This is a genomic window from Pleomorphomonas sp. NRK KF1 (assembly GCF_023721755.1).
GTDB lineage: Bacteria > Pseudomonadota > Alphaproteobacteria > Rhizobiales > Pleomorphomonadaceae > Pleomorphomonas.
The window spans coordinates 1-14,278 of record NZ_JAMDLH010000003.1 but is presented as its reverse complement, the minus strand read 5'-3'; the positions used below and the strand labels follow the sequence as shown (position 1 = coordinate 14,278).

Sequence of the window (14,278 nt, the reverse complement as noted above, 5' to 3'; positions counted from 1 at the left end):
TAACAAAGACTTGCAAGTAGGGCTTGAGATAGCCGGGTGGCACACCTCTTGCCGATACCAACTCGCCCTCCTGGGCAAAGGGGGGCGAGAACGGGAGAGAGACATGCCCACCGACAAAATGAGGATCGAGCACGATCTGCTCGGCAATCTGGAGGTTCCCGACAGTGCCTACTACGGGGTTCACACCCTGCGGGCCGTCGAGAACTTCCCCGTCACCGGAACGCCGATTTCGCATTATCCGGACCTGATCAAGGCCTTGGCCATGATCAAGCAGGCCGCCGCGCGCACCAATGCCGAACTCGGACTGCTACCGGCGCCGATCGCCGACGCGATCATCAACGCCTGCCGGGAGATCAGGGAGGGTCGGCTCGCCGACCAGTTCGTCGTCGACGTCATTCAGGGGGGCGCTGGCACCTCCACCAACATGAATGCCAATGAGGTGATCGCCAACCGGGCGCTCGAGCTCATGGGCGCCAAGCGGGGCGACTACAAGCGCCTGCACCCCAACGAACACGTCAACATGAGCCAGTCGACCAACGACGTCTATCCGACGGCTCTCAAGGTTGCGACCTACGCCGGCATCTACCGTCTGGTCGATGCCATGGCTCATCTCCGGGCGGCGTTCCAGCGCAAGGCCGACGAGTTCGGCGACGTGCTCAAGATGGGGCGCACCCAGCTTCAGGACGCCGTGCCCATGACGCTCGGCCAGGAGTTCGCAACCTATGCGGTGATGCTCGAGGAGGACGAGGATCGCCTCAAGGAAGCTGCGCAGCTGATCCGCGAAATCAATCTCGGCGCCACGGCGATCGGCACCGGCATCAACGCCCACCCCGGCTATGCCGCGCTGGTCTGCCGCCACCTTGCCGAGATCTCCGGCATTCCGGTGATCACCGCCCTCAACCTGATCGAAGCGACGCAGGACTGCGGTGCCTTCGTGCAGCTCTCGGGCGTGCTGAAGCGCGTCGCTGTCAAGCTGTCCAAGGTGTGCAACGACTTGCGGCTGCTGTCGTCCGGCCCGCGCGCCGGCTTTGGAGAAATCAACCTTCCCGCCCGTCAGGCCGGTTCGTCGATCATGCCCGGCAAGGTCAACCCGGTCATTCCGGAGGTGGTCAACCAGATCGCCTTCGAGGTGATCGGCAACGACATGACGGTTTCGCTCGCCGCAGAAGCAGGCCAGCTGCAGCTCAATGCCTTCGAGCCGATCATCGCCCACAGCCTCTTCAAGTCGATCACCCATCTCCGGCAGGGCTGCTACATCCTGGCCGACAAGTGCATCGACGGCATCACCGCCAACCGCAGCCGTCTTGAAGCGATCGTTCGCGATTCGATCGGCATCGCCACCGCTCTCAACCCATTCATCGGTTACGCCAACGCCACCGATGTAGCCGTGGAGGCCCACCGCACGGGGCGCAGCGTGGCCGAACTGGTGCTCGAGCGCGGGCTGATGAGCCAGGAGGAGCTCGCAGACATCCTTCGTCCCGATGTCCTCACCCACCCCCGCCTGTTCAAGGCTAGGGCCGAGGCCTTCGCCAAATAAGAAGCGAAACACTGGGAACTCAAGGAACACACCATGCACGCCATAGACACGACACCCAAGAAGTCGCGCCAGTCGACCTACATCCTGCTCGCCATGCTGCTCGGCATCGTCGCCGGCTACGTCTGCAACAAGATGGCCGCCACGCCCGAGGAAGCCAAGTCGATCGCCAGCTACTTTGCCATGCTGACCGACATATTCCTGCGGCTCATCAAGATGATCATCGCGCCGCTGATCTTCGCGACGCTGGTATCCGGCCTCATCAACATGGGCGACGCCAAGACCGTCGGTCGCATCGGCGGCCGGGCCATCGGCTGGTTCCTGATGGCCTCGCTCATGTCGCTCACCATCGGCCTGGTTCTCGCCAACCTTCTTCAGCCAGGCGGCCGCCTCAGCATTCCGCTGCCGGACGTCAACGCGGCCGTCGACCTCAAGACGTCGTCGCTGAACCTCAGGGATTTCCTGACGCACGTCTTCCCGCGCAACATCTTCGAGGCGATGGCGGGCAACGAGATCCTGCAGATCGTCGTGTTCTCGGTGTTCTTCGGCCTGGCGCTCGGCAACGTTCGCCACATCAAGGCCGCCGACACGCTGGCTACCACGATCGAAGGCGCCGTTCCCGTCATGCTCAAGGTGACGGGCTATGTCATGCTGTTCGCCCCGCTCGGCGTGTTCGCGGCCATCGCCAACGTCGTCACCACGCAGGGCCTTGGCGTGCTGATGGTCTATGGCAAGGTGATGGGCGGCTTCTATACCGCGCTGCTGGTCCTTTGGGCCGTGCTGATCGGCCTCGCCTACCTAGTTCTGAAAAACAAGGTGTTCCCGCTTCTCAGCGCAGTGCGAGATCCGATGATCCTCGGCTTCTCGACCGCGTCGAGCGAGGCTGCCTACCCGCGCGTCATGGAAGCCCTGAAGCGGCTCGGCATTTCCGAGCGGGTCATCGGCTTCGTGCTGCCGCTCGGCTACTCATTCAACCTCGACGGCTCGATGATCTACACGACCTTCGCCGCCCTGTTCGTGGCGCAGGCCTACAACATCCCGATGGATCTCGGCACCCAGATCACCATGTTGCTGGTGCTGATGGTGTCGTCGAAGGGCATTGCCGGCGTGCCGCGCTCGGCCCTCGTCGTCGTTGCGGCGGTCATGCCGATGTTCAACCTGCCCGAGGCCGGCGTGCTGCTGATCATGGGCATCGACGTGTTCCTCGACATGGGCCGTACCGCCACCAACGTTCTCGGCAACTCGATCGCCACCGCCGTGATCGCCAAATGGGAAAACGCCTACGACGATCAGGACAGCATCGCTGAAATCGAGGCGGACGGCGCTCCGGCGGTCGCTCCCGAGGCCGCCTGACGATCCGATGCGCCGCCCTCGCCAGACGAGGCGGCGCATCCACACGACAGCCGGGCGACAGCCAGCGCTTCCACGCAACTTCGCCGCCCGGCGCCTGCACGACCGGCCGCTATGGACAAGCGGCCCGGCCGGTGCCAATCAGGATCGCAAAACGAAGCTGGCCGGAGGCTTTACGCCCCATGACCCAACGCCACGCGCAGCGATCGCTTGCCCTGCTGTTGCCCGCCATCCTGATACTGGCGCTGGCGATGAGCTTCGTTGGTTTCAAGGTCAGCGAGGACACGAGCATCGCGCGGCTTGCCGAGCGCGGGCGTCAGCGGCTGGATCTCTACGAGACCAGCCTGGAACGCGAGATCGACAAGTACGCCTTCTTCCCGGCGACCCTCGGCCTCGAACGCGACGTCGTCGATCTCCTCGTCAACGGCGGCGAGGAACAGGCCTCTCGCATCAACAACTACCTGGCCGAACTCAACAAGCGCGCCGGCTCTCTGTCCATCTATCTGCTAAGCTCCAGCGGCCATGTGGTCGCCACCAGCAACTGGAACCAGCCTGACAGTTTCCTTGGCGAGGACCTGTCCTACCGCCCCTATTTTCGCGATGCGCTGGCCAAGCAGACGGGCCGCTTCTTCGGCATCGGCACGACGCGCAGTCAGCCCGGCTACTACCTGTCCTCGCCCATTCTGGCCGATGAGCGCCTTCTTGGGGTGGCGGTGGTGAAGGTGAGCCTGGAACAGCTCGAGACATCCTGGTCGACGGTCGAAGCGCCGGTGCTCGTCACCGACGAGAATGGCGTGGTCATCCTCGCCTCGGTCCCGTCCTGGAAGTTCACGACGCTCACGCCGCTCAGCGAAGAGCGACGAAGCGAGCTGGCGCAATCCCTTCACTATAACGCCCGTCCTCTGCCTCCGCTCGGCCTGCAGTCGCAGGGAAACGTCAGCTCCGAAAAGGCAGAAATCGTCCAACTGGTTCGGCCGGCTGCCGAAGAGCCACATACTTTTCCGATATACGGTGTCTTTCTGGCGCAATCGGCCCCGCTCAAGGGCACGAACTGGCGCCTTACCGTGCTCTCGCCCTTTGGCGACCTGCGGACCATGGCTTGGTTGAATGCCGCCCTCGCCGCTGCCGGCGGTGTCATACTGTGCATCGCCTCGGTCGCCCTTTACCTGCGACGGCTCCGCCAGTGGGAACGGCTTCGCGCCCGCGAAGCGCTTCAGCGGGCTCATGACGAGTTGGAGCGCAAGGTCGAGGAACGCACGCGGACGCTCAAGGAAGCGCAGGAAGAACTGGTCCACGCCGGCAAGCTCGCGGTCATCGGCCAGATGTCGGCTGGGCTGGCGCACGAGCTCAACCAGCCGCTCGCCGCCCTGCACACTCTTTCCGACAACACCGTCAAGTTCATGCAGCGAGGAATGCTGGAGGAGGCCGGGAGCAATCTCGCGCTGATCTCGGATCTGGTGACCCACATGGGCACGCTGACCAGCCAGCTGAAGTCGTTCGCGCGCAAGTCGAGCGGCAAACCGCGCCCGGTGAATGTGCGCCGCTCTCTGGAAAACACGCTGTTCTTCCTCAACCGCCGCCTGTCGCAGCGATCCATCCGGCCGGAGATCAATGTCGAGCCCGCCGATCTCTCGGTACTCGCCGATTCCAACCGACTGGAACAGATTCTGGTCAACCTCGTTGCCAACGCGCTGGACGCGACCGAGGGGGTGGAGGCGCCGCGTATCGGCCTGTCGGCCCGCATGGACGGCGACCGCGTCTTCATCGAAGTGCGAGACAACGGGCCGGGATTTGGCGAAAACGAGCGCGAGCGTCTGTTCGAGCCATTCTTCACGACCAAGGACTCTGGTGGCGGGCTGGGACTGGGGCTTGCCATTTCGGCCGGGATTGCCAGAGACTTCGGCGGTTCGCTGTCAGCCGCCAACCTCACCGAGGGCGGCGCGCTGTTCGTTCTCGACCTGCCGCTCGCGACCGCTTCGGAGAACGTCGATGCCTGACACACTCAAGGTGCTGATCGTCGAGGACGACCCGAACGTCAGGCGCGGATGCCAGCAGGCTCTCGTGCTGGAGGGCATCGTCGCCGACGCGGTCGACAGTGCCGAGAATGCCTGGCGCTATATCGCCGAGAATCCTCCGGCGGTGGTCATTTCCGACATTCGCCTGCCCGGCATGGACGGAATGGCGCTGATGACGCGCATTCGCGCCTTCGATGCCGACCTGCCGGTCGTGCTGATGACCGGGCATGGCGATATCTCGCTCGCCGTTCAGGCCATGAAGGACGGCGCCCACGACTTCATCGAGAAGCCGTTCTCCTCGACCCATCTCGTCGAGATCGCGCGGCGCGCGCTGGAGACGAGGCGTCTCGTCCAGGAGGTTCGCGACCTGCGCGCGCAGATCAACAGCGGCCAGAATCTCGAAACCCGCATCATCGGCAAATCACCACAGATCCAGATGGTGCGGTGGCGCGTCATCGATCTCGGTCAGGCATCGGCCGACGTGCTGATCACCGGCGAAACCGGCACCGGCAAGGAACTGGTCGCCCAGTGCCTGCATGACCTCAGTCCGCGTCGCGCCGGCAACTTCGTCGCCCTCAACTGCGGCGGAATGCCCGAGAACCTCATCGACAGCGAGATTTTCGGCCACGAGGTCGGCGCTTTCACGGGCGCTGCCAAGAGGCGCATCGGCAAGATCGAGCATGCCAACGGCGGCACGCTCTTCCTCGACGAGATCGAGAGCATGCCAATGCCCATGCAGATCAAGCTGCTGCGCGTGCTCCAGGAACGAAAGATCGAACGGCTCGGCTCAAATCAGGTCCTGGAGGTCAATTGCCGGGTCATCGCCGCCTCGAAGAGCGATCTGCGCGAGCTTTCGGACCAGGGGCGCTTCCGCGCCGACCTCTACTACCGCCTCAACGTCGCCACGCTGCGCCTGCCGCCGCTACGCGAACGGCGCGACGACATCGGCCTGTTGTTCGAGCATTTTGCCCACCAGGCCGCCGCGCGCTACGGACGGCCTACGCCCCGGCTCGACAGCGAGAAGCTGCAAGCCCTGATGGCCTGCGAGTGGCCCGGCAACGTGCGCGAACTCAAGAACGCCGCCGACCGGTGGGTTCTGGGCGACATCGAGGGCTTTCCCCTCGACGATCCCGACGGCGACAACCGCCGCTCCCTGACGGAAACGCTGGAAGTCTTCGAGCGTCGATTGATCTCGGAGGCGTTGCGCCGCAATGGCATGTCGCTGTCGCGCGCCGCCGAGGATCTCAAGATGGCCAAGACCACGCTGCACGACCGAATCCGGAAGTACAAGCTTTCGGGACGATGAGCCCCAGGGGCCTTTCCCGTCACCCTGACTGGTGACCGGCTGAGCGGCGAAGGCCGCGCTCCGGGTCCTGCTGGTATTCGGACTCGGCGATCTCGATCGTCTTGGAATTGATGATCCGGCTGGAGAGCGCCATCGCCACGGCGCGCGAGCGGCTGTTGAAGACGGCGCGCCCATCCGACATCAGGGGAAGGGATGCAAGCCCCAGCTTGGCGTAGAGCTGCTGAAGCCGCCCCTGCACGGAGCGCATCGACATGTTGCGGCGCGCGGCGATTGCCTGGTCCGTAAGGCCGATGGCAATATCGAGCAGGATCTCGTACTCGACCTCGGTCAGTTCGTCCGACCCCTTCTGGCCCCGCTTCTGAAGACCGCGCACCTCGCGGTCGATGATGTTCTGCCCTTCGACGAACACGCACTGGATTGCCCGCCTCAGCCGGTCCTTGGACGCGGTTTTCAACAGGTAGCCGTAGGTCGCGCCTGCCGGCACGATGCGGGCGACGCCACGAACGTAGGCCTCGTCGGCGTAGTTGGACCAGAAGATGATCGGCATGGCCGGGTTTTCGGCCCAGATCGCCTTCGCCGCCTGAACGCCGGTCTTCTTGGGCATCTGCAAATCGAGGATGACGCCCTTGAGTTCGTGCTCATGAGCGAGGCGGATGGCATCCTCGCCGTTCTCCGCCTCGATGACCTGCTCGCAGTCGATCTCGCCGAGCGCCATGACCTCGCGCAGAAAACCGCGATGCAGCACGTCGTCCTCGGCGATCAGATAAGTGCTCATTCTGCCTCCCGATTACGCGCCGAGTCCTGTGGCCGGGCGAGCGGAATGGTTATGCTCAACTGTGTTCCGGCGCCTTCGGCGCCGGAGGTCACGCTCAGTTCGGCCTCGATCAGCGACGCGCGAGTTCGCATGTTGGCAAGCCCCCCGGTTCGCTTGCCCGGCGTCTGCGGCAGGCCGCAGCCGTCGTCGACGACGGTGATACGAATGCCGGCTTCGTCGGAAAAGACCTGAACCTCGATCGTCGAGGCACCGGAGTGTCGGCCGGCATTGTTGATGGCTTCCTGGACGATGCGATAGAGCGCGACCTGCGTGTTGGCCGGCAGGGCGTCGATCGCCTCGCAGCCCTCGTCCAGCAGCCGGCAGACGAGCGGCTTGGCGGAGGCGCGGGCATACCGGTCCAGAACCGCTTCGATGGCCTCGGAAAAGCCGAAGAACTGCAGCACCGAGGGCCGAGCGTTGTCGATGATGACCCTGAGCTCGGTGAGGCAGTGCGAGATGTCGTCCTGGATCGGCTGAAGCTCGCTGCCCCGGAGGTTCGCCTTGCTTTCCAGGCGTTTCAGATTGCGGGAGATACGCGAGAGATCGGCCAGTGTCTGGTCATGCAGATCCATGCCGATGGCCTGCCGGGCGTTTTCCAGCTCCTCGGTCAGATGGCGCGCGCCGATGCGCAGCCCCTCGGCGCGGGCTTCGGCCTCCACCCGTTTGATTTCGCGCCGGCTGGCCAGCTCGCTCTGCTGGAGGGCGAACATGTAGGCGGCGAGGATGTCGGCGACGATCCGCGCGTTGTCGAGATCGGCCTCGCTATACGTGTCGGGCACCTGCGTGGAAAACGACAGCGCGCCGATGATCCGGCCTTCCACCAGCACCGGCACGTGCAGACGGCCGCGCAGGCCGGCGTCGAAGATCGGCTTGGACCAGGCGCCTTCGAAGTGGAAGCGGGGATCGGCCTGGGCATCGGGGGTGATGATGCTGTCGACCTCCCCCATGAAAAGGGTGCGAATGGGACTGACGGCGACGGATCGCGTTCCGCGCGACTCGATGTCCCACTCGGTATGCAGCCCCGCCTCGTAGGTGGAAACGATGGTGCGGTCGGCATTCATCAGGGCCACGTCGATATGATCGTGCGGCAGGATGTCGATCACCGCCGTCGAAACCGACTGGACCACGCATTTGAGGTCGAGTTGTCCGGTGATCGATTTCAGAACCGCCATGATGCGTTGCAGATCGAACGGGGTGCGACTCAGCATGGCTGCCTCTTGCATGAACGGCTCGATTGTCGGCGCAGATCGCACACGAAACCAGCGCGAAAGCGCGTCAAGTTTTGCGGGTTCCCGCAAAATGGACGTGGGACCTGCGCTGTTTCGCTCCTTTTGTCTCTGCTTCAATGACAGTGAGGAAAACGCAAATACAAGAGCCAACGCGCCGATGAGCCAGCAACGCATAACCGCGCTCGACGAGCGTCTGTGGCAGCTCGTGCTGCCGAGCAGCCCTCTCGAGACACTGAGTACCGGGCACCTGTGGACCGAGGGGCCCGCCTATTTTCCAACGGGCGATTTCCTCATCTGGTCGGACATTCCGCGCGGCAGGATGTACCAGTGGATTCCCGACCTTGGTGTCCGCGTGCTCGATCACGCGGCCAACAACTGCAACGGCCACACGATCGACCCAGAAGGGCGCCTTGTGGCCTGTGAGCACCTGACGCGTTCGGTCGTCCGCTTCGAGCTGGACGGCCGGCGCACGGTCATCGCCGATGCCTTCGAGGGGCGGCGGCTCAACTCGCCCAACGACGTGATCGTCGCGTCCGACGGCGGCGTCTGGTTCACCGACCCGACCTACGGCATCATGACCGACTACGAGGGCAAGCGTTCTCCGTCCGAACAGGACGGGTGCTTCGTCTATCGCGCCGATCCCGAGACACGAAAGGTCGAAGCGAAGATCCGTTCGATGCTGAAGCCGAACGGGCTTGCCCTGTCGCTCGACGAGCGGACGCTCTATGTCGCCGACAGTTCGGCGTCCCACGACGCGGCAGGGTTTCACCACGTCATGGCTTTTCCGCTCGCAAACGACTGGCAGGTCGGCGAGGGCAAGATACTGATCACGATCGAGGAAGGAGTGCCCGACGGCCTTCGCCTCGACGAATACGGCAACCTCTGGGTTTCCTCGGCGCGTGGCGTCGAGATCTTCGCCCCGGACGGTTGCCCTCTCGGCATCATCCATGTGCCGGAGACCGTGGCCAACCTGTGCTTCGGTGGCCCCAAGAACAACCGACTGTTCATCACGGCATCGACATCCGTCTATGCCGTTTATACGGCGGTGCGCGGCGCCGGACGCCCCGCGCGGTGAGGACCTTCAAGGCAAGAACGAGACTAGGGAGAGAGACATGACCCAGAAAGACGAAAGCAAGCTCCTGGCCGATCGCCGCACCATCCTGAAGTCCATGGCCCTGGGCTCGGCCGCCCTGACGGGCGCCGCCACCGGCCTGATGGCCGGCATCGACCCGGTCACCGGCGTCGTCGGCTTCAGCGCCGCGCGCGCCGACGAGCGGGTGAAGATGGCCTTCCTGCAGATTCAGCCGCACACGGTTTCGGCCGGCTGGTCGAAGGGCATCGAAGAAGTGCTGAGCACCCAACAGAACGTCGACTACACGCAACTCGACGGCCAGAACAAGGTGGAGGTCCAGGTCAGCCTGATGGACACGCTGATCAACAACGACACCAAGGTGATCTTCCTGCAGCCGAGCGACAGCGTGGCGCTCGCCCCGTCGATCAAGAAGGCCAAGCGCAAGGGCATCATCGTCATCACGCTCAACATCGACGCCACCGAAGCCCACGCCGCCCATGTGGAGATGAACCACTATTACGGCGCCATGGAAATCGCCAAGGTGATGGGCGACAAGCTCGGCGGCAAGGGTGACGTCGCCATCCTCAACGCTCCTCCGGGCATCATCATCCGCGACCAGCGCACGAATGGCTTCGTCGACGGCCTCAAGAAGTACCATCCGGAGATCCGCGTCGTCGCCGATCAGGTCGCCGACTGGTCGCGCAAGAAGGCCCAGGACGTGCTGTCCACCATCTTGGCCGCCAACCCCAACCTCGCCGGCGTCTACGGCGTCAACGACTCGATGGCGCTCGGCGCGGTCGACGTCGCCAAGGAAAAGGGTCTCCTCGGCAAGATGGTGATCTTCGGCAACGACGGCGAGAAGGACGCTCTGGCGTCTATCGAGGCGGGCGAACTCACCGGCACGCAGTATACTGACGTGTTCCAGCAGGGCCGCTTCGCCGCCGCCGCGGCCACGGTGCTGACCTCCGGCCTCGTCACCGCCAAGGCGTTCGAGCAGCAGGGCAAGCTCCTGATGCCCTTCGTGATCGCCACCAAGGATACGGTCGGTCAGATCCAGCCGTCGCAGCGCTGGTAAGCGACAAGCCGCACTTTCAGGCGCGATCCGGGCGGCCTAGGCTTCCCGGATCCGCCGGCCGAGCTCTATGCGATCGGCGGCCTTTCCGCGGTCGAGCGCAGGCCCATGGCGGCGGATAGCCTCGCCGGGCCGCCGGTTGCCTTCACGACCGAGCGCGCCACCCGTCAGCAAAGCTGAAGCAAACCCCGATCGATAGGTCCGCAATGCGTGTCCAATCCGCATTCATCGCCGTAGTCCTGTTCTTCCTGGCAGTGCTGGCATTCTTTTGCGTGTTCGCGCCCAACTTTGCGACAGCGAGCAACTTCGAGGATCTCATGGCGGGATTCTCGTTCATCGCCATTCTCGCCATAGGCGAGTCCTTCCCCATCCTGCTGCGCGGCATCGATCTGTCCGTGGGCGCCACTCTCGCACTGGCCGGCATGGTCGCCTTTGACCTGACGCTGATGTTCGACGTGCCCGGCTATGTCGCAATCCCCATCACCCTCGCGGTAGCGACACTCTGTGGCGCAGTCAACGGCGCCCTGATCGTCAAACTGCGCCTCCAGCCCTTCATCGCCACGCTGTCGACGCTCGCCGCCTATCGTGGTCTCGTCTATGCCATTTCCGGACGCCAACTGGTGCCCGAACTGTCGACGACGCCGCTCAGCGATCCCTGGATCATGGGCCTCGACACCTATTTCGACATCGGGTCGGCGACCGGCCTGTCGTCGCTGATCGAGTTGCCCTGGGTTCCCCTCTCCTTCTTCATCATGATCGCGACGCTCGTCGTGTTCGGCGTCATGCTCGGCCGGACCCGCTTCGGCCGCGACATCTACACCGTCGGCGGCAATGCCGAAGCGGCGCGCCTCGCCGGCATCAATGTCGGTCGCACGATCATCATCGCCTATGCGATTTGCGGCTTCTGTGCCGGGCTTGGCGCCCTGCTGATGATCGCCCGCCTGTCGACGACGACGGAGTCGCTCGGCATGGGCATGGAAATGAGCGCCATCGCCGCGGCGGTGATCGGCGGCGTCAGCCTGTCGGGCGGCATCGGCGGCCTCGCAGGCCCGGTGATCGGCACCTTCCTGCTCGGCATGGTGCTGATCGGCCTGACGCTGCTCGGCATTTCCCAGTTCGTCCAGCAGATTCTCACCGGCGTCATCCTGCTGATCGCCGTCGGCCACGACCGCTTCCTCGCCGTCCGCCGGCAGAAGCGCCTGGCCGCCAACCTCGCCGAGGAGGCCTGAGATGCCCGCAGCAGCCAACGTGAACGCCAGCGCCGCCCAGCTCCTCGATGCGCATGGCCTGACCAAGGTCTACGGCAACCTCGTCGCCCTCGATCATGCCGATTTTCGCGTGATGCCCGGTGAAGTCAGGGCCCTCATCGGCTCCAACGGGGCCGGAAAATCGACGCTGATCAAGGTTCTGACCGGCGCGATCATGCCCACGTCGGGAAGCGTGACGCTTGACGGCGCCGAACTGCCGCTCGGCCGGCCGGAGGAGATGATCCGCCACGGCATCGGATGCATCTACCAGCATTCGAACATGGCGCCGGCACTGAGCGTGCTCGACAACATCTTCCTCGGCCGCCAGCCGACCCGTCGCTTCGGTCTCGTCGACGTCAAGGCGCAGCGGCGCGAGGCGGAAGAACTGCTCAAGCGCTATTGCATCGATCTCGATCTCGACGCCACGGTCGGCGAACTACCGACGGTGAAACAGAAGGAAGTGGAGATCGTCAAGGCGCTGGCGCTCGACGCCAAGGTGCTCCTGATGGACGAGCCGACCGGCTGGCTCGCCGCTTCCGACGTGCGTCGGCTGCACGACACCATCCGCCTCCTCAAGAGTCGCGGCGTCGGCATCGTCTACATCAGTCACATGCTCGACGAGATCTTCACCGTCTGCGACACCATGACCATCATGCGCGACGGTCGTGTCATTGCCGAAGCCGATGTCGCCGACATGACGCGTGCCAAGGTGATCGAGCTGATGGTCGGCGATCGTCTCGCACGCGAAAGCTCGGCGGCGGCCGGCGAGGCCCGCCATCCGCGCGGCAACGGCGAGATCCGCCTGTCCGTCAAGGGGCTGAGCCGCCGCGGCATGTTCCGCGACGTGAGCTTCGATCTCTACGGCGGCGAAATCCTCTGCATCACCGGTCTCATCGGCTCCAAGCGGACCGAGCTCATGCACGCCATCTTCGGCTCGGAGCCCCGGGACGCCGGCACCGTCGAGATCGACGGCAAGCCGGTCGACTTCCGCGCGCCGGGCGATGCCATGGCCTGCGGCGTCGGGTTCGTGCCCGAGGATCGCCATCGCGACGGCCTGATGCTCGGCATGACGGTGACGGAAAACCTCGTCATGACGACGCTCGATCGCTTCCGCCGCCTGTTCCTGCTCGATCGTCGTGGCATCGAGGCGGCTTCGCGCCGCTCGATCGACGATCTCAGCGTCAAGCCGGCAGACGGGCGCAAGCTGGTCCGCCAGCTTTCCGGCGGCAACCAGCAGAAGGTGCTGGTCGGAAAATGGCTGCGCCTCGGCCCCAAGGTGATCATTCTCGACGAGCCGACCGTCGGCGTCGACGTCGGCGCCAAGGCGGAGATCTACTCCATCCTGCGCGCCGAACGTGACCGGGGCGCCGCTGTCCTGGTTGTTTCCTCCGACCTTGAGGAAGTGATGACCGTCGCCGACCGCATCGGCATCATGGTCTCGGGACGATTGCGGTCGATCCACGACACCACCGACATGAGCATGGCCCAGGTGGTGGCCGAAATCGGAGCCGAATGATGAGCGCCCTCTCCCCCAATATCGCCACCCGTCTGGCCCCGCACGCGCTGACCATCGCCATCGCTGCCTTCGTCGTGGTCTTCTCGGTGATCGAGCCCGCCTTCCTGACGCCCGACAACCTCGTCGGCATCTTTCGCCAGGTGGCCATGGTCGGCATCATGGCGACCTGCATGACCTTCGTCATCATGACGGGCGGCATCGATCTGTCGGTCGGCCCGGTACTCGCGTTGTCGGGAGTCGTCTCCTTCTTTGCCATGGAGGCCGGCTACCCCCTGCCGCTCGTCCTGGCGGCCGGACTGGCGGCCGGCGTCCTCGTCGGCCTTCTCAACGGTGCGGTCATCGCCTTCCTGGGACTGCCGCCGATCATCGTCACGCTCGCCATGCTATCCATCGTTCGCGGCTCGGCGCTGTTGCTCGGCGGCCCCGATCTGCACGGCATCCGCGACCAACCGGGCTTCACCTTCATCGGCACGGGCTCGATCGCCGGCATCCCCTTCTCGATCTACCTGTTCGTGGCGGTTTCCCTGCTGGTGGTCTTCCTTCAGAAAATGACGCCGATCGGCATCTGCGTCGCCGCCATCGGCGAGAACGAACGCGCCGCCTTCCTGAGCGGCCACCGCACCCGCATCACCAAGATGTCGCTCTATGCCATTTCGGCCTTCGGAGCGGCGCTCGCCGGCATCATCCAGTCGTCGCAGGTCCACACGGCGTCGGCCACCTATGGCGAGTTCGGCACCGAACTCGACGTGATCGCCTCGGTCGTCCTCGGCGGCACCAGCCTGATGGGCGGCAATGGTTCGGTCGCCCGGACGGTGCTCGGCGTGATGTTCCTCGGCATCATGAACAACGGCATGAACATCCTCAACGTGTCGATCGACATCCAGCTCATCGCCAAGGGTGCCATCATCGCGCTTGCCCTGGCTCTGGCCGAGCGCGGCTGAGCCGCCTGATCATTCGGGTACTATGGACCGCGCCGAGCGCGCTTTCCCCGGCCGGTCCCGACAAAAGACAAGAGGACTGATTTCATGCTTGCATTGAAGATCGACGGCAGTGGGTTGAGTTCGTTTCACGAGATCGCCGAGCCGGTTGCCGGGGCTGGCGAGGTGGTGGTGGCGGTGAAGCA

The 14,278-nt window shown here is 64.4% G+C and carries 11 protein-coding genes; 9 read left to right on the top strand and 2 right to left on the bottom strand.

Annotated features, from left to right (window positions below; all coding sequences use genetic code 11):
- Window positions 1-103: 103 nt before the first annotated feature.
- The 4 genes from aspA to M4J39_RS09545 all read left to right on the top strand — a co-directional run bounded on the left by aspA (window position 104) and on the right by M4J39_RS09545 (window position 6,205).
- Complete coding sequence (aspA, locus tag M4J39_RS09560) at window positions 104-1,537, top strand: aspartate ammonia-lyase (protein WP_251727617.1); 1,434 nt, start codon at window positions 104-106, stop codon at window positions 1,535-1,537.
- A gap of 33 nt (window positions 1,538-1,570) precedes the next feature.
- Entirely contained in the window at window positions 1,571-2,887 is a 1,317-nt protein-coding gene (locus M4J39_RS09555; protein WP_251727616.1) for a dicarboxylate/amino acid:cation symporter, read from the top strand.
- A gap of 179 nt (window positions 2,888-3,066) precedes the next feature.
- Entirely contained in the window at window positions 3,067-4,881 is a 1,815-nt protein-coding gene (locus tag M4J39_RS09550; RefSeq protein ID WP_251727615.1) for an ATP-binding protein, read from the top strand.
- A complete protein-coding gene (locus M4J39_RS09545) occupies window positions 4,874-6,205 on the top strand; it encodes a sigma-54 dependent transcriptional regulator (RefSeq protein WP_251727614.1) in 1,332 nt (443 codons plus the stop codon). The genes M4J39_RS09550 and M4J39_RS09545 overlap by 8 nt, the downstream gene beginning before the upstream one ends.
- Before the next feature lie 19 nt (window positions 6,206-6,224).
- On the opposite strand, the gene M4J39_RS09540 is transcribed toward M4J39_RS09545, so the two are convergent.
- Window positions 6,225-6,980: a response regulator transcription factor gene (locus tag M4J39_RS09540; protein WP_251727613.1), complete on the bottom strand. Its 756-nt coding sequence runs from the start codon at window positions 6,978-6,980 to the stop codon at window positions 6,225-6,227.
- Window positions 6,977-8,227, bottom strand: coding sequence for a GAF domain-containing protein (locus M4J39_RS09535; protein WP_251727612.1), 1,251 nt, complete (start codon window positions 8,225-8,227; stop codon window positions 6,977-6,979). Before M4J39_RS09535 ends, M4J39_RS09540 begins: the two co-directional genes overlap by 4 nt.
- A gap of 178 nt (window positions 8,228-8,405) precedes the next feature.
- Here M4J39_RS09535 and M4J39_RS09530 point away from each other — a divergent pair, with 178 nt between their 5' ends.
- The 5 genes from M4J39_RS09530 (at window position 8,406) to M4J39_RS09510 (ending at window position 14,096) form a co-directional block, all read left to right on the top strand.
- On the top strand, window positions 8,406-9,323 hold the full coding sequence (locus M4J39_RS09530) for an SMP-30/gluconolactonase/LRE family protein (protein WP_251727611.1): 918 nt from the start codon (window positions 8,406-8,408) through the stop codon (window positions 9,321-9,323).
- A 37-nt stretch (window positions 9,324-9,360) separates the two neighbouring features.
- Complete coding sequence (locus M4J39_RS09525) at window positions 9,361-10,395, top strand: sugar ABC transporter substrate-binding protein (protein WP_251727610.1); 1,035 nt, start codon at window positions 9,361-9,363, stop codon at window positions 10,393-10,395.
- 203 nt (window positions 10,396-10,598) lie between these two features.
- Entirely contained in the window at window positions 10,599-11,621 is a 1,023-nt protein-coding gene (locus tag M4J39_RS09520) for an ABC transporter permease (RefSeq protein ID WP_251727609.1), read from the top strand.
- Window position 11,622: 1 nt separating this feature from the next.
- Complete coding sequence (locus M4J39_RS09515) at window positions 11,623-13,155, top strand: sugar ABC transporter ATP-binding protein (RefSeq protein WP_251727608.1); 1,533 nt, start codon at window positions 11,623-11,625, stop codon at window positions 13,153-13,155.
- The gene (locus M4J39_RS09510; RefSeq protein ID WP_251727607.1) at window positions 13,155-14,096 is read left to right on the top strand and encodes an ABC transporter permease; all 942 of its coding nucleotides are present in this window, start codon (window positions 13,155-13,157) and stop codon (window positions 14,094-14,096) included. Before M4J39_RS09515 ends, M4J39_RS09510 begins: the two co-directional genes overlap by 1 nt.
- Window positions 14,097-14,278 lie beyond the last annotated feature (182 nt).

Excerpts from the sequence above, each read along its gene's own strand:
- aspA (WP_251727617.1), top strand. The coding sequence starts at position 104 with ATGCCCACCGACAAAATGAGGATCGAGCACGATCTGCTCGGCAATCTG.
- M4J39_RS09555 (WP_251727616.1), top strand. The coding sequence starts at position 1,571 with ATGCACGCCATAGACACGACACCCAAGAAGTCGCGCCAGTCGACCTAC.
- M4J39_RS09550 (WP_251727615.1), top strand. The coding sequence starts at position 3,067 with ATGACCCAACGCCACGCGCAGCGATCGCTTGCCCTGCTGTTGCCCGCC.
- M4J39_RS09545 (WP_251727614.1), top strand. The coding sequence starts at position 4,874 with ATGCCTGACACACTCAAGGTGCTGATCGTCGAGGACGACCCGAACGTC.
- M4J39_RS09540 (WP_251727613.1), bottom strand. The coding sequence starts at position 6,980 with ATGAGCACTTATCTGATCGCCGAGGACGACGTGCTGCATCGCGGTTTT.
- M4J39_RS09535 (WP_251727612.1), bottom strand. The coding sequence starts at position 8,227 with ATGCTGAGTCGCACCCCGTTCGATCTGCAACGCATCATGGCGGTTCTG.
- M4J39_RS09530 (WP_251727611.1), top strand. The coding sequence starts at position 8,406 with ATGAGCCAGCAACGCATAACCGCGCTCGACGAGCGTCTGTGGCAGCTC.
- M4J39_RS09525 (WP_251727610.1), top strand. The coding sequence starts at position 9,361 with ATGACCCAGAAAGACGAAAGCAAGCTCCTGGCCGATCGCCGCACCATC.
- M4J39_RS09520 (WP_251727609.1), top strand. The coding sequence starts at position 10,599 with ATGCGTGTCCAATCCGCATTCATCGCCGTAGTCCTGTTCTTCCTGGCA.
- M4J39_RS09515 (WP_251727608.1), top strand. The coding sequence starts at position 11,623 with ATGCCCGCAGCAGCCAACGTGAACGCCAGCGCCGCCCAGCTCCTCGAT.
- M4J39_RS09510 (WP_251727607.1), top strand. The coding sequence starts at position 13,155 with ATGAGCGCCCTCTCCCCCAATATCGCCACCCGTCTGGCCCCGCACGCG.